The organism is Pseudoalteromonas sp. A41-2 (assembly GCF_015767615.1).
Classification (GTDB): domain Bacteria; phylum Pseudomonadota; class Gammaproteobacteria; order Enterobacterales; family Alteromonadaceae; genus Pseudoalteromonas; species Pseudoalteromonas lipolytica.
The window spans coordinates 3,317,711-3,332,385 of record NZ_CP065231.1; the positions used below are offsets into that span (position 1 = coordinate 3,317,711).

14 protein-coding genes are annotated in these 14,675 nt (G+C 42.3%); 4 read left to right on the forward strand and 10 right to left on the reverse strand.

Annotated elements, in window-relative coordinates; translation table 11 throughout:
- Window positions 1-121 precede the first annotated feature (121 nt).
- The 4 genes from IT970_RS14920 to bioH all read right to left on the reverse strand — a co-directional run bounded on the left by IT970_RS14920 (window position 122) and on the right by bioH (window position 2,972).
- Window positions 122-853, reverse strand: coding sequence for an outer membrane beta-barrel protein (locus tag IT970_RS14920; RefSeq protein WP_065979407.1), 732 nt, complete (start codon window positions 851-853; stop codon window positions 122-124).
- 106 nt (window positions 854-959) lie between these two features.
- Window positions 960-1,820, reverse strand: a complete 861-nt coding sequence (locus tag IT970_RS14925) for a putative metalloprotease CJM1_0395 family protein (protein WP_118844721.1) — start codon at window positions 1,818-1,820, stop codon at window positions 960-962.
- 5 nt (window positions 1,821-1,825) lie between these two features.
- Entirely contained in the window at window positions 1,826-2,134 is a 309-nt protein-coding gene (locus IT970_RS14930; protein ID WP_036973397.1) for a hypothetical protein, read from the reverse strand.
- 100 nt (window positions 2,135-2,234) lie between these two features.
- Window positions 2,235-2,972 carry a pimeloyl-ACP methyl ester esterase BioH gene (gene bioH, locus IT970_RS14935; protein ID WP_118844722.1) on the reverse strand — a complete coding sequence of 246 codons (738 nt, stop codon included), beginning with the start codon at window positions 2,970-2,972 and terminating at the stop codon, window positions 2,235-2,237.
- A gap of 58 nt (window positions 2,973-3,030) precedes the next feature.
- Between bioH and IT970_RS14940 the strand changes: the two genes are divergently transcribed.
- Window positions 3,031-3,732: a ComF family protein gene (locus IT970_RS14940; RefSeq protein ID WP_074989201.1), complete on the forward strand. Its 702-nt coding sequence runs from the start codon at window positions 3,031-3,033 to the stop codon at window positions 3,730-3,732.
- Here the strand turns inward: IT970_RS14940 and IT970_RS14945 are convergent.
- Entirely contained in the window at window positions 3,729-6,278 is a 2,550-nt protein-coding gene (locus tag IT970_RS14945) for a M14 metallopeptidase family protein (RefSeq protein WP_065979410.1), read from the reverse strand. The two genes, IT970_RS14940 and IT970_RS14945, sit on opposite strands and share 4 nt — an antisense overlap.
- A 144-nt stretch (window positions 6,279-6,422) precedes the next feature.
- On the opposite strand from IT970_RS14945, the gene nfuA reads away from it, so the two are divergent.
- Together nfuA and IT970_RS14955 are read left to right on the forward strand one after the other, a co-directional pair.
- The gene (gene nfuA / locus IT970_RS14950) at window positions 6,423-6,998 is read left to right on the forward strand and encodes a Fe-S biogenesis protein NfuA (protein ID WP_036973401.1); all 576 of its coding nucleotides are present in this window, start codon (window positions 6,423-6,425) and stop codon (window positions 6,996-6,998) included.
- Window positions 6,999-7,010: 12 nt separating this feature from the next.
- Window positions 7,011-7,280: a hypothetical protein gene (locus IT970_RS14955; protein ID WP_118844723.1), complete on the forward strand. Its 270-nt coding sequence runs from the start codon at window positions 7,011-7,013 to the stop codon at window positions 7,278-7,280.
- Window positions 7,281-7,284: 4 nt separating this feature from the next.
- Here the strand turns inward: IT970_RS14955 and dinF are convergent, their stop codons facing one another.
- A complete protein-coding gene (dinF, locus tag IT970_RS14960; RefSeq protein WP_118844724.1) occupies window positions 7,285-8,619 on the reverse strand; it encodes an MATE family efflux transporter DinF in 1,335 nt (444 codons plus the stop codon).
- On the opposite strand from dinF, the gene IT970_RS14965 reads away from it, so the two are divergent.
- A complete protein-coding gene (locus IT970_RS14965; protein ID WP_036973405.1) occupies window positions 8,596-9,627 on the forward strand; it encodes a polysaccharide deacetylase family protein in 1,032 nt (343 codons plus the stop codon). The two genes, dinF and IT970_RS14965, sit on opposite strands and share 24 nt — an antisense overlap.
- Here IT970_RS14965 and IT970_RS14970 read toward each other — a convergent pair.
- The 4 genes from IT970_RS14970 to IT970_RS14985 all read right to left on the reverse strand — a co-directional run bounded on the left by IT970_RS14970 (window position 9,617) and on the right by IT970_RS14985 (window position 14,674).
- The gene (locus tag IT970_RS14970; RefSeq protein WP_196857464.1) at window positions 9,617-10,648 is read right to left on the reverse strand and encodes a protein-glutamate methylesterase/protein-glutamine glutaminase; all 1,032 of its coding nucleotides are present in this window, start codon (window positions 10,646-10,648) and stop codon (window positions 9,617-9,619) included. The genes IT970_RS14965 and IT970_RS14970 overlap by 11 nt on opposite strands.
- 8 nt (window positions 10,649-10,656) lie before the next feature.
- A complete protein-coding gene (gene cheD / locus IT970_RS14975; protein WP_036973407.1) occupies window positions 10,657-11,274 on the reverse strand; it encodes a chemoreceptor glutamine deamidase CheD in 618 nt (205 codons plus the stop codon).
- Window positions 11,258-12,088 (reverse strand): CheR family methyltransferase, encoded by an 831-nt coding sequence (locus IT970_RS14980; protein WP_036973409.1) that lies wholly within the window; start codon window positions 12,086-12,088, stop codon window positions 11,258-11,260. The genes cheD and IT970_RS14980 overlap by 17 nt, the downstream gene beginning before the upstream one ends.
- Window positions 12,089-12,346: 258 nt before the next feature.
- Window positions 12,347-14,674 carry a methyl-accepting chemotaxis protein gene (locus IT970_RS14985; protein WP_065979414.1) on the reverse strand — a complete coding sequence of 776 codons (2,328 nt, stop codon included), beginning with the start codon at window positions 14,672-14,674 and terminating at the stop codon, window positions 12,347-12,349.
- Between the last annotated feature and the right edge of the window lies 1 nt (window position 14,675).

Sequence of the window (14,675 nt, forward strand, 5' to 3'; positions counted from 1 at the left end):
GATATATAAAGCGTTGCGGATTATTTATACAAAATGTAGCTTTTTGTAGAAAACACTATTGCAGGAACAGAAATAATATATAAAAAGAAGCTAGCGAAAGGTTCGCTAGCTTGCTAATTAACTAAAAATTATAACGAATTGAGAAGGTAAGATCTGAATAGTCGTTTACATCTCGATACGCTGCGGTCACTAACCAATCAGCTGTAATCGCATAATTTGCACCGACATGAAGCACGGTATTATTTTCGCTTTCTTCATCATGCAGACGCTCGTAACCGATACCCGCATTTAGCTCTATTGAATCGGTTAATAAGTGCCTAATTTGTGCATTTACAGATAAAATATCAGCTGTATCTGAATCAGAATATCTCTCAGAGTTGGTATCGAGTACTTGTTCTTGATAAGTGATATCTTGCTTGTACAGTACGTCACCTTCAAATTTTAGCTGGCCCAGCTTCGCTGAATAATCAATTTTAGTCACATCAGACAGAGAGTAAATATAGCCTAAAGCTAACTCATAACGCGTGATATCTAACTCTGTACGATAAAGATATTCGGTCTGCCCCGTACCGACTGGGTTGTTGTTCATATCATAAACAGTCACATTGTCGTAGATATCTAACTCTGTAAAGTCATCAGATACTTTTGAGTAGTGGCCTTGCACATACCAGTTTTGTGCAAATTGTTTACTGACGTTGATACCATAGCCCGTGAGAGAAAGATCATCAGCATCATCAATTTTCATTTTCTGATAGCCAGCATCAACATAATCATAGCTAAGAGGTGTGGTGTTTTGTGCCATAACAGCTGTTGATACAAGTGAAAGTGCACCGATAAGTACAGCATATTTCATGTTAAATCATCCTTATTTAAAATCGTGGACAATCTAACAGAGCTAATTTTTTACCACAATAGGAACAACCCTATTTATAGTAAGTGATGTGTAAGAAAATATGAGGTTAAATAACCGCAGAAAATTGGTTTTGAGCCGCAGCAGAGGTTGCCGCTTGATAGAAATTAGCAATTCGTTGAGCGCGTTGATCTACTTCCACGTCACGCTTTGCTGTTTTAGTCTCCGATGCACTCACTTGCGAACTATCATCATTAGCAAATTCACGGTTAATTCTAAATGACGCTTGCCCATTTTGCTGCTTATCGTCATCAGACTGAGTCGCTAACTCAGCTTGAGCCGCCGCAAGTTTTTGCGTTGCATCTGCCGCTATAGCACGGTCAGCACCTGAGGGTTCTTGTGGAGCAAGCGCTGCTGCTCGTACAGTTTGCATTTTTTCAATGGTGGCTTTTGGATCCCCCTCGATTTGTGCAACATCGATTTGAACCTCTCCACCAACAGCGTAATTAGTACCATCGGGACCGCGCTGATACTCATAACTTGGCGCACCCGCATATTGCCCACCGACAGATGCATGTGCTTGCTCGTGAATGCGCACTTCAGTATCACGGGCTTTTAATTCCTTTATTTGTTCCGCATCTTGCTGCTCTTGTTCAGCAACTTGTTGCTCTTTTTTTTGTTCTTGCTTTGTTTCTTGTTGCTCTTGTTCCGATTGCTCAGAATCGCCTTGTTGGCGTTCTTGAACTACGGTGTTGTCATCAAGACGGCCTTTCGCATCATAAGTGCCAGCGTCAGTGCCTGGTTGTCTGGCTTTTTCGCCATCGTTTAAAGTTTTATTTTCAGCGTTACTGGGTTTGGTTGCCGTAGGTGCGGGGATTACCTCGCGCAACTGGTTATCACGGCGCGCACTTTCTGTATGCACATTCGCAGTGTTTAAGTTAATGGCCGGATAAGGAGTAACGATGTTCATGATATTTATACTTTAATATCGATTAAAGTGCCCAGTACCTCATCCGCGGTTTGAATGCTATTGATATTCGCCTTGGCATTAAACTCTTCTACTTTTAAGTTGACCAACGACTCATCAATACGCGCGGGTTGTGATACTGGAGGCGTGACTGCTTCATCGGGGCGAGCGGCTTGTAATTGGCGCTGCTGCGCAAGCTGAGCATCATCTTGTTGATCTATTGAGGCACGGCTAATCTCTGCGCTTGCCTTTTCAATACCTTGGCTAGCACGGTTATAACCTTCTACCGCATTATTAAAAACAGAACCGATTGCCATGATGGTCTCCAACAGTGAGATCTAACCGTAATTATCGCTCACAAAACGAACAAAATAAAGTATAATCCCGCTATTTTTATGGCCTCAAGCTAGGTTTTGTTTAACACACTGATTTAAGAGCTGTTATAAATGCCTCTTTGTGAGAAATAAACGGGGCATGGGATGCTTTATCAATTACCTCGTAGTCAAAATTAGGCTGCAGCGCCTGCATTTTCTTAAGAGCACGATAAGGCACTAACGCATCTAAGCGACCAAAAATGCCGACTATAGGCACCGTTAACTGTGCAAACATAGCGCGTAAATCATCGTGCTGTAGTATATCGAGTCCTGCACTTAGCGCCTGCTCTTTGGGAGCGGGGTATTCATTCAATAATAATTTTAGCTGTTTTATATCATCACGAGCAGACTCACTGCCCATAGCTTGAATAGCGAGAAAGCGTTCTATGGTTTTTTCTCTATGGCTCACTAACTGATCTTTAAACGCATTCAGGACGTCCGGCTTAATACCAGGCCAATCATCGTGCTGGGCAAAAAATGGGGTTGATGCTACCAGCACAACTTTGGCCACTTTGTCAGGCCAGTGCGCAGCAATATACAAAGCAAACAGCCCTCCCAGTGACCAGCCGACAAGTATTGATCCTTCATTTAATTCGCTACTGAGCTGCTCTGCCGCAGCATGCAAAGTGTAAGGTGTTGGTATTGACTGTGCGTTACCAAACCCAGGTAAATCTAAGCAGCGAACTGCGCCATCATGAAAAAACGTAAGTTCAGGCATAATGACTTGCCACACACCTTGATTCATTCCCCAGCCATGTAACAACACCATTTCATTTTGCATATTTATAAACTCTCAACCACACTTAGCGCTCATAATAGCGTTTAAAGGAATGAATGCAATGGCGGGCTTAATTCAGGCGTTTAAAGTCGCTTTAGATGCGCTGTTCCCAAATTTTTGTTTGGGTTGCAGGGGCCACATTGAAAGTAATCAGTCACTCTGCCCACACTGTATGGATGACCTTGCACTTTTTGACTTAGCACGTCATCCAAACCTTTTACATCGCCCCGATATTTGTGACGCTTTTCCTGACTGTCATTTTGATCATCTCATTGCCTGTGCGTGGTATCAAGCACCCTATAAACAATGGCTCATACAGTTAAAATTTAACAATCAACAGCATTATAAAGTGGCTTTACAGCAAATCATAACCAAACAGCTGCAACATGCCCTTGCAGCAAACACACACTGGCCTGATGTATTTATCATAATGCCGTTACATAAAAGGCGTTTTTTATCGCGTGGCTATAACCAAGTAAGCCAAACGTGGTTACCGGTTCTAGAGGGCTTACAGCAAGACGTTATTACGCCTCTTCATAAACAAAAAGCCACCCAGCCACAATCAAAACTAAGTAAAACAAAACGGGTAAAGAATGTAAAAAATGCGTTTGTATGTCAGCAAGATCTGACAGGGAAATCGGTGGCTATTGTTGATGATGTGATGACCTCTGGTGCTACATTAAACGCAGCAACAGAGGCATTAAAACAGGCAGGGGCCAAACAAGTATGGGCAATCCTTACATGTTTGACTCCCCTTAATTAGTCACCCGATGCACTAAATGCATGACCAAAGAACAATGCATTACTTAGTAATCGGCTTGTTCCATACCAGTAACCACGAAAAACGGGATTATCAGTCATACCAATCACACTGCCTTTTCCGTAAGAGTGCGCAATTAAACCTGCAGCACCGGCTACCTGCTCCACATTGACATCATCGGTAAAGCCTGCAAGTAATGGCGTGTCTGTATAAGTAAGTACATTAACAAATGGTGCCTCCGATTTTTCAAGTAACCAAGTGCTATTTTTAAATACAGGTAAGGTATTGCGCTCAAGCGAGAAAGTCAGTGGATGCGATAAGTCAACGTGAGTATTAAAGATGGCACCAGCAATGCGTTGGCGCCCTGCTAAGTCATCTTTATCGGCATAAGTAAGGCCTTTTGTATCAAATGCACTTGCAACATCACGGCGTGACAAATAATTCGCTTTTAATAGTTGCTGATCCGCTAAGAATTTTGCACCGCCTTTATGGCCCCAGATTACCCCGCCTTTACGAACCCACGCTTTTATTGCAATTTTAGTCGCATCATCAAGGCGATTATAATTACCATGCGCAAGCACAATATGGCTGTACTTATCGAGGTTAATATTATCTAAACGCTCCATTTCAATAATACTCGGGGCAATATCAACAAAGCGATCAAGGTAATACCACACTTCGCCTAACTCATACTGGCTGGTTCCTTCGCCACCAATAAGCAGTACCTTAGGTGCTTTAACAACAGCCATAGAACGAGACCCTAAATCAGCCCCTTTCACTGTTAAACCAGAGCTGATGGGAACAATTTCAATACCGAAATCTGTTTGTGCTTGGTTTAAATAACGCACCCAATTAGGGTCTGTTTGAATACCGGCTGGTAATAAAATACTGCCTGGCTCAAAAGCAACCTCACCTGCGGGTGTTTTTGCTGTAAGTGAACTAAGCGCAACACGCGCTTGAACACCTTGCTTAAGTAAGTTATTTAACATTTTAGGAGCAAGGTAGTCATCCCACTTAAATGCATAAGCATAGCTTTGTGGTAACGCAGCGAAGCTTGATTTAACCGTTTTCTGCCACGGCATTTTTGCAATGTTTAAGCCCCAATTGCTGCTCACTTTGGCAAACTCTAAATTAAATGCATGGGCCAATGTCCAGCCCGAAACATCATAAAAAGTATTGTCAACAAAGCGTTGTTGCTCGCTAAAAATCGCTTTTACTAAACGAAATTGTGGCTGTGCTAATGGCACGTAGTAGCTTTTTTCAGAAAAGCTCTGACCATTCACTTTTAAGGGCTCTTCAAGCAAATACGCATTGATTTGGTGTTGCTTTAACACGTCTAAAAAATACGCCATACGGCTATTATCAGCGCCGCCTTTTACCACATAGCCTTTAAAATCTTCATCGCCAGCAAGATCCGTAGCTTTAGTGTAAAACTCAGCTTGATAGTCTAGTAAGTCTTGGCGATTATCAATCGCTGCTTGGAATGTAGATAAGCTCGTTAACAGTTGATTTTTAATAGTAAATGGAAAACTCAACGGGCCGTTAATTGTTTCTTGTAAGTGCCCACGAGAACTGGCTTGTTCAAATAAAATACCCACGCCACCATTTACATCTGGGTAGGTTGACCCCTTGCCATAGTAAAAATCGTCAAAGCTTTCTTCAGTAAAATACAGCGCATTATGCTCATCAAGCGTCTTTGCATGATAATTTGCAATTGCTTTCGTTAATGTCACATTTTCTTCTGGTGTAATTGGGTGTTTACGCGTTGGTATTCCCGGTTGAAAGAAGAATGTGCTATTTGGGCCCATTTCATGAAAGTCAGTTAAAATATTAGGCTTCCAGTGATGGAACTGGGCAATACGCGCACGTGACTCAGGGTGTTGTAGTAACAACCAGTCACGATTTAAATCAAAAAGATAATGGTTAGTACGACTGCTCGGCCAGCTTTCACGGTGCTCACGTGTTTCAGGGTCCGATGATAAGTTCATGCCTCGATTGCTATTTGCCCAATTCGCAAAACGCGCTAAGCCATCAGGATTCAAAGAGGGGTCTAATAAAATAACGGTGTTGTTTAATAAGGTGTCAATTTCAGGCCCTTGTGCCGCAGCAAGATAATAAGCAACTAATAGCGATGCGTTGCTACCTGAAGACTCATTGCCATGCACACTGTAACCCATCCACACAACCGCAGGTTGCTTGCTTGAGTCAGTATTTCCACCGCTTAAGCGAGCTAAATGTGCTTTACGAATTTGCTCTACTTGGCCTAATTTATCTGGCGCAGTAATCGTTAACATGACCAAGGGTCGCTGCTCGTGCGTCCGGCCAATTACTTCAATGTTAATACGCTCACTTTTGTCTGCCAATATTTGCATATACTGAACAAGTTGATCATGGCGTACATGCCACTCGCCCACTTCGTAGCCTAAAACCTCTTGCGGGGTTGGAATAAGCGGATCAAATTTCACATCTTCTTCAAAATAATAGGAAAGTGGTTTTGCTAATGCTGAAAAACTCACTAGCATGGTTAATATTGTTATTATTAAACGCATAGATAGCACCTGTTATTGTTTGATGTTTTCACGCTACCATTCGATAAAATAGATGCAACTTTTTACGCTCAACACTGGCGACAACACGATGAGCGGAGTATGATAGGCAGTATCCGAGTAATTTAGTCAAGTATAGTTCGTTTTATGATTTCTATTTCTGAATCTGCACAATCTCATTTTGCTAAACTTTTAGCAGACCAAGCTGAACAAACTAACATTCGTGTGTTTGTTGTAAACCCAGGTACTTCGCAAGCTGAGTGTGGTGTTTCTTACTGCCCTGAAGACGCAGTTGAAGCAAGCGACATTCGTTTACCATTTAATGGTTTTGATGCCATTGTTGATGCAGAAAGTGCTCCTTTCTTACAAGAAGCTGAAATCGATTTTGTGACTGACAAAATGGGTACTCAGCTAACGCTTAAAGCACCGAATGCAAAAGCACGTAAGCTGACCGACGATGCGACGCTTCAAGAACGTGTTCAACATATGCTTGAAACCGAAGTTAACCCGCAACTTGCTAACCACGGTGGCCAAGTAAGCCTTGTGGAAATTACAGCCGATGGTATTGCAGTACTGCAATTTGGTGGTGGCTGTAATGGTTGTTCAATGATCGATGTGACGTTAAAAGAAGGCATCGAAAAAGAAATGATCGCTAAATTTGATGAGATCACAGGGGTGAGAGATATTACTGATCACAACCCGGGTGAGCACTCATACTACTAATTAGCGCTTAAGATGCTTAAGCAGTGGGTTTTTCGCTTAGGTAGCGACCCCAAATTAAGCCTAAAACGCTTTCTTCGCGGCTTAGCACTGTTTGTGCTAGCCGTGATATTCATTGCTATCGGCTATTATGGACCCGCAATTTTCCAGCTTGTGGGGCTTGTCATTTTAGCTGTTGCATTGTTTTTTGCATTTTGGGGCTACTTAGGTATTTTTGCGAACCGTTTCGCACAAGTGCTTAAGCGTACATCCCCTAAAGATGATGATCTTGACCTGTGGAAATAACCACTCAAATTAACAACTGTTGTTGCTTAACCATTGCGCGATAACGTAGCCATAACGTAACGCCACGCAATAACATAAAGCTTGTCATAGCGAACCATAATCCATGATTTTGCCAGTCGCTTACCAACCAAAATAACCCAAAGAAACCAAATGTCGCGCTTATTAGCATGGTATTTCGCATGTCTTTTGCGCGTGTTAAACCAACAAATACACCATCGAATAAAAAGCACCCCATGGCCGCAATGGGCAATATAATGACCCAAGGTAAGTAGTGTGTAGCCAGACTGACAACCTCAGGCACATCGGTTAAAAGGCGAATAATAGCGCCACCAAACACTAAAAAAATCAGGCTATAAAAGAGCGCAAAGAGTCCTCCCCAGAACAAGCTTAAATTCACCCAAAGTTTGATCTGTTCAACACTCTGCTCCCCTTTGGCTTTGCCTACTTTTGCTTCGCTCGCATAAGCAATACCATCTAAAGCAAAACTCACCAACATCAGAAAGTTCAGCAATACGGCATTAGCTGCTAATGTTGTTTCACCGATTCTAGCGCCATAAAAAGTCATAAAGCTAAAGCACAATTGCAGTGCCAGTGAACGAATGAAAATATCGCGGTTTAAATTAAGCAGCTCGCCTATTTTAGCTACGCTTAACCATGCTTTAACGGCCAAATTAATACCTTGCTTTTTAGCAAGTTGTAACACCAGAAAAACAGCAAAACCGAATGCGATATAATCGGCAATAAGCGAGGCCCAAGCCGCGCCCGCCACTCCCCAATTAAGAAAAACCACAAAGTAAATATCGAGCACAATATTTGTGATATTGGTAATTAATAATAAATAAAATGGACCTCGTCCATAATGTACACCGAGCATCCACCCTAATAGCACCAAATTACAAAGGGCCGCTGGCGCACTAAAAATACGAACAGAAAAATAGCTATACGCCTGTTCTAAAACAGCTTGATTGGCATTTGACAAGTAAGCCATTAAGGATTGAATTGGTGTGCTGAGCGCGATTAATAACAACGCAACCCCAGTTGCAAGCAACAAACTACGCTTTAACAGTTCACCTAGCAAAGTAAGGTCATTTTTACCGTAAGCTTGTGCCACCAGCCCCGTCGTACTCATTCTTAAAAAGCCTGCCAGCCAAAATAGTAACGAAATAACCGTAGAGCCTAACGCTATCCCCGCCAAGTAGTGAGCACTTCCTAAGTGACCAATCACGGCAGTATCAACTAATCCTAACAGTGGGACAGTAATATTTGATAAGATCATTGGACCGGCTAATAACAGCAAACTTTTATGGTGTGCCTTATGACGTTTAAGAAAATGTTTCATGTAATTTTTGCAGTCCTGTTAGGTTTATCAATGCGTGCCCACGGCGCCGTTATTTTACAGTATCATCATGTGAGTGAAACCCTTCCTGCGGTCACCAGTGTCAGCAGTGAAACATTTATAAAACACATGCAGTATTTAAAAGATCATCACTTTACTGTAGTGCCATTAAATGAGCTAATTAGTTCACTGCAATCTGGCAAAGAATTAACCGATAAAACCGTCGCAATTACCTTTGACGATGGTTATAAAAACAATTATGAACAAGCCGCGCCAATTCTTGAGAAGTTCGGCTACCCCTACACTATTTTTGTTAATCCAAAACTGATTGATGAAGGTAAAAGCTATGTCATGACATGGCAGCAATTAAAAGCGCTTTCTAAAAAAGGGGCACTTATTAGTAATCACACCCAAGCGCATAATTACATGCATTTAAAGCAACAGGGTGAAACTGACGCACAATGGCAAGCACGGACTAAAAACGACATTCTCGCAGCACAAAAGCGTATCAAAGAAGAGATTGGTCATGACTATAAATACGTAGCCTATCCCTATGGCGAATTTAATAATTCACTTCAAGCACTGGTTAAGTCAATTGGCTTTGTTGGTATTGGTCAACACTCAGGTGCGGTGGGTATTCATTCTGACTTTACCCGTTTACCACGCTTCCCTGCATCAGGCTTTTACTCCAAACTTGATACATTATCGACAAAATTAGCGTCACAGGCTTTCACTATCAAAGCGTTAAATTACTCAGACAGTGTTACTAACGAGAATCCACCTAGCTTAAGCATTCAATTTGATATGCAAGACTTTCATAAAAGCCAATTTGCGTGCTATGTCTCGGGGATTGGTCAAGCAGACTTAAATTGGACAAGCAAAGACACGGTGCAAATTATCTCGCCAGCTAAATTGAAAAGTGGCCGTTCACGTTTTAATTGTACGGCCCCTTCGATTGAGAAAAAAGGCAGCTATTATTGGTTTTCACAACCTTGGGTGATCACACCTTAACGGCCTGCTTAAGCATTTGCGCGGTAATTTTATCAAGACGCACAATTTCATGAGCCGCATCCAGTTCGATAGCGGCTTTTGGCATGCCCCACACCACTGACGATAACTCGTCTTGTGCAATTGTATAAGCCCCCGCTTGTTTTAATGCCAGTAACCCTTTCGCGCCATCACTCCCCATGCCTGTGAGTAACGCAGCAATCGTGGCTTTTGGACACGCAACCAATAACGAATTAAACAATACATCCACTGCAGGTCGATGGCGATTAACTAATTCAGATCTATCGAGTTGGCAATACAAAGCAGAACCTTGTTTTACAATACTTAAATGTTGATCGCCCGGTGCAATGTAAGCCCAACCGGGGCGTAATTTATCACCGTGCTCTGCCTCTTTGACATTAATTTTACAGGTACGATCCATACGCATAGCAAACGAAGTGCTAAATACTGGCGGAATGTGCTGCGTAATGACAATAGGTGGACATTGCTCAGGCATACGCACCAAAACCTCTTTAATTGCCTCGGTGCCACCTGTCGAAGCACCAATCGCCAGCACACTATTTGCTTTAAATTGTAAGGTTGATAAGGCGCTATCGGCTTCTAGGCTCTGCTCCTTGAATGTGCGAACCCGAGCACCAGCCGCTGTACGTATTTTTTGATGTAATAAATGCGCATACCGTTGCAAACTTTGAGACACGTTAGCGGTCGGTTTTGCTATAAAATCAACCGCTCCCGTTTCAAGCGCTTCGAGGGTAATGGGCGATCCCTTTTGTGTTAATGTTGATATCATTACCACCGGCATAGGCCGTAGACGCATTAAGTTTTTAAGAAAACTTAAACCATCCATTTTGGGCATTTCAATATCAAGCGTTAACACGTCAGGGTTGAGGCGTTTTATTTGTTCTCTCGCTTCGTAGGGGTCTTCTGCAGACCCCACAACGTGAATATCATCTGCTTGCTCAAGAATCTCTTTAAGCAATCCGCGTATCAAAGGAGAATCATCAACAATAAGGACTTTGATCATATGCTCTCCTAAAATAGCTCAATATCCGTTTTTGCATCTTGTTGCTCAATTTCGTGTAAGTATTTAACTTCACGTTCTTCAAGTTTATCTGTATGTAGTTCACGTAGCTTTTTCACCTGTGCTTTTCCCGTTTGCGGATCAAAGATGATCTTACGAGGCCAAGGTCCACCTACATCGTGAGATACTAAATCTAAACCCTCTTCAAGTACATAAGCATTTGCAAAACGAATATTACCCACCCCGATATCTGTCATTGAGCGAATAATTTTACCCCCGCCGAATAACTTTACTTTTAAGTTTCGTTTTGAGGCTCCATTTTTCAGAATTTCATTGATCAAGTACTCCATAGCCCAGTTGCCATAACGGCAATTAAGGCTATGCGCATTGGCGGGATCAACGCCTTTTTCAATCGGTAACATAAAGTGATTCATGCCACCAATGCCTAACCCATCATCGTAGATACACGCTGCAATACAAGACCCTAACACCGTGGTGATGAGTTCATCCGATTTTGAAACATAGAATTCACCCGGCAATACTTTCGCTATCACCTTTTGCCTGCGGTTATCCCAAAAGCGTTTTACATGCTCAAACCCTGGTAAAACTGCTTTATAATGAGTGTTCATAGACCACCTTTTGGTAGATCGTTTGGCCTAAATTCTTAAATTCTCTGTGATCTTTACCGAGTGTCTCTGAGTGCCCCAAAAATAAATGGCCTGAGTTACTAAGTAACTCATAATAGCGTCGAAAGAGTGTATCTTTGGTCGACTTATCAAAGTAAATCACCACATTGCGACAAAAAATCACATCAAAAGGACCTTTCATTGGCCAACTTTGCAGTAAGTTTAAGCGTTTAAAAAAAATGTTTTTTTGTAGCGCTGGTTTCACTTTATAAAGCTGTCCATCGTGGCTTTTTAGAAACCAACGTTTAAGCTGACTGTCTTCTAAGCCATTTACATTCGCAGCCGTGTAAGTGCCTGCTTGTGCTTTCGCAAGCACATTAGAGTCAAGATCGGTGGCCAGTATTTTCACATCCCAATCTTTTGGAAATAAATCACTTAGGGTCATTGCAATTGTGTAAGGCTCTTCACCTGTAGAGCACCCAGCCGACCAAACACGTACTCGCTTGCTCTTCGCATTAGAAACGAGCAGCTTAGGTACAATGGTATTTTTTAGGTAACTAAAGTGATGAGGCTCACGAAAGAAAGAGGTTAAGTTGGTGGTAATTGCATTTATAAACTCGCTAAACTCATGCTCTTTATGCTCTTCTAAGTAATCTAAGTACTCTTTAAAGCTTTTAAGCTTATGAAGCCGTATACGCCTTGCTAGGCGTGAATACACCATTTCTCGTTTATGTTCAGCAAGCACAATACCGCAAGCATCATATACCTGTGACGAAATGTTTTTGAAATCACTGTCTGTCAGTAAAAACTCTTTCATGTCTGGACCCACTAGCCTCAAAGAGTGCGCGCATTATAGTCAAACCATTAACTTAAGTGGTTAATCAGTCCCGCGGGTAAAAACAGCGAGACGATCATAAGCGTGTTAAGCATGATTGCACCGATACGTAAGGTAACCCACTGCAGGTAAGCGGTTACTCATGATCCCCTTACTTTGGTCACCTTGCCGTGTCTTTTTGCTCAATAAGCTTTGTTAGTTCACACCATTGACATTCACTATGGTGAAACGGCAAGCGTATTAAAACTCTTCCCACTCATCGCCTGGGTCAACAAAGTTATTTCCTTTGGGAGCTGAGCGCCCAGACGGGCTCGATTGTTTAATCGGTGACGCTGTCACTCTGCTTGTGATGTCTGTTTCCTCTTGATTCGATAGCGAGAAGAAGTTAAGCAAGCGGCGCATATCATTGGCTTGTTCTGCCATTGATTCACCTGCTGCAGATGCCTGCTCAACAAGCGCCGCATTTTGCTGTGTCATTTCATCCATTTGTGCAATGGCTTTATTTACTTGCTCAATACCTGAGCTTTGCTCTTCCGATGCCTGCGCAATATCCGAAATCATGGCCGTTACGCGTTGTACCGCTGTGACAATTTCTTGTAACGTTGAACCTGATTCATTCACCAATAATGTGCCATCTTCAACTTTGCCGACACTGTCGCGAATAAGCTCTTTAATTTCTTTTGCCGCAGCAGCTGAGCGCTGTGCAAGATTACGCACTTCACCCGCAACAACCGCAAAGCCACGCCCTTGTTCACCAGCACGTGCAGCCTCTACCGCGGCATTTAATGCAAGTAGATTAGTTTGGAAGGCAATTTCATCAATTACACTGATGATATCTGCTATCTTCTTACTCGATTCATTAATAGCCGACATACTCGTTACGGCACGGTTGACAACCTCGCCTCCTTTTTGTGCCTTGCTACGAGTCTCTTCGGCAAGCTCGTTAACCTCTTTTGCATTATCGGCATTTTGACGAACTGTACTGGTCATCTCTTCCATACTTGATGCTGTTTCTTCAAGCGAAGATGCCTGCTCTTCAGTACGTTGACTTAAGTCTGCATTGCCTTGCGAGATTTCTTCTGCACCACTGGCCACCAATGTCGCTGATGTATTTATGCGGTTAATAACCTCCGTTAACTTATCAGCCGTGGCATTCGCATCGCGTTTTAATTTATCAAATGAACCTTGGTACTCTTGTTCAATACGCTTAGATAAATCACCATTAGCCATAGCATCAAGCATATTAGCAGTGTCTTTTACGGCATCATCTACAATACCCACTAAGCTATTTAGGCCCTGTGCTAAACGTAAGAAGAAGCCTGTTTTACCCGCAATTTCAACTCGTGCCTCTAAATCACCTTTACCTGCAGCGGTTACCAGACCAGCGATTTCTTTCTCGATAGCAACTTCTGCGGTTCTATCTTCCCACTCAACAACCGTTCCAATTCGTTCGTTTTCAGGGGTAAAAATAGGGTTAGCTACCAAACCAAAAGTACGTCCACCTACTTGAATCTCAGTGCTGTAGGTATCACTCAGTTTTGATAATAAATTACGTTGATGTGCAGGGTTTTTATGGAACACATCAATATTCTGACCGAGTAAATTACTGCTGTTAAAGTTAGGCAGGTCTTTTCGAAGATCGCTCTCTGCCACTTTCATCATATTGAGCACCGCTTCGTTCATATAGATGATGTCGTTATTCGCATCGGCAATCATGGTGTTAGTGCCTACGCGGTCAAGCGCGCGACGTACCCGTAGATTCTCTTCAGCTTCACGCTTTTCGGCTTCTGCTTTATTGACACTGTCAGTGATATCTTGCCATTCAACAATTGTCCCTAAACGCTTACCCGACGAATTAACCCAAGGGGTTGCAATCAAGCTAAAAATAAGACCCGCTAAGCGCAGTGTCGTTTTATAGGGTTCAGATAAATTCTTTAGTAATTCACGTTGATGTGAAGGATGCTTATGAAAATCATCAACACAGGTGCCAATTAAATTTTCAACAGAAAAGCTAGGCAGCACTGTTTTCAATGCGGCTTCACGTGCTTTGAGCATTTGCTTCACTTGCTCATTTACAAACACTATTTCTAAATCATTGTTAGCCATCATCACATTTGCTTGGCATACACGCAGTGCATTTGACAGGTCAGCATCACGTTTAGATTGTTTTTCAAGCTCCTTCTGTGCAGTGATATCGCTGGCGAATTTAATCACTTTGACTACGCTACCATTGCTATCAATAATTGGGTTATAGGTTGCTTGGATCCAAATTTCTTTGCCGTTTTTACCGAACCGTTTAAATTCATCCGAAATAAATTCACCGCTGCGCAAGCGCTGCCAAAACTGTTGGTATTCGGGACTTTGTGCATCTTCTTCTGCAATAAACATTGAATGATGTTGACCCTGAACTTCTTCTAGCCGATAGCCCATGGCATTTAAAAAATTTGCATTGGCAGTAATGATCGACCCAGACGGTTGAAACTCAATCACTGCAAGCGATTTATTTAATGCTGCAACAACCAAATCATTATTTGACTCAACATTTTTAGGACTGCTAAACCATCCCATA

Coding starts and splice junctions, on each gene's coding strand:
- IT970_RS14920 (WP_065979407.1), bottom strand. CDS start 853: ATGAAATATGCTGTACTTATCGGTGCACTTTCACTTGTATCAACAGCT.
- IT970_RS14925 (WP_118844721.1), bottom strand. CDS start 1,820: ATGAACATCGTTACTCCTTATCCGGCCATTAACTTAAACACTGCGAAT.
- IT970_RS14930 (WP_036973397.1), bottom strand. CDS start 2,134: ATGGCAATCGGTTCTGTTTTTAATAATGCGGTAGAAGGTTATAACCGT.
- bioH (WP_118844722.1), bottom strand. CDS start 2,972: ATGCAAAATGAAATGGTGTTGTTACATGGCTGGGGAATGAATCAAGGT.
- IT970_RS14940 (WP_074989201.1), top strand. CDS start 3,031: ATGGCGGGCTTAATTCAGGCGTTTAAAGTCGCTTTAGATGCGCTGTTC.
- IT970_RS14945 (WP_065979410.1), bottom strand. CDS start 6,278: ATGCGTTTAATAATAACAATATTAACCATGCTAGTGAGTTTTTCAGCA.
- nfuA (WP_036973401.1), top strand. CDS start 6,423: ATGATTTCTATTTCTGAATCTGCACAATCTCATTTTGCTAAACTTTTA.
- IT970_RS14955 (WP_118844723.1), top strand. CDS start 7,011: ATGCTTAAGCAGTGGGTTTTTCGCTTAGGTAGCGACCCCAAATTAAGC.
- IT970_RS14965 (WP_036973405.1), top strand. CDS start 8,596: ATGACGTTTAAGAAAATGTTTCATGTAATTTTTGCAGTCCTGTTAGGT.
- dinF (WP_118844724.1), bottom strand. CDS start 8,619: ATGAAACATTTTCTTAAACGTCATAAGGCACACCATAAAAGTTTGCTG.
- IT970_RS14970 (WP_196857464.1), bottom strand. CDS start 10,648: ATGATCAAAGTCCTTATTGTTGATGATTCTCCTTTGATACGCGGATTG.
- cheD (WP_036973407.1), bottom strand. CDS start 11,274: ATGAACACTCATTATAAAGCAGTTTTACCAGGGTTTGAGCATGTAAAA.
- IT970_RS14980 (WP_036973409.1), bottom strand. CDS start 12,088: ATGAAAGAGTTTTTACTGACAGACAGTGATTTCAAAAACATTTCGTCA.
- IT970_RS14985 (WP_065979414.1), bottom strand. CDS start 14,674: ATGGGATGGTTTAGCAGTCCTAAAAATGTTGAGTCAAATAATGATTTG.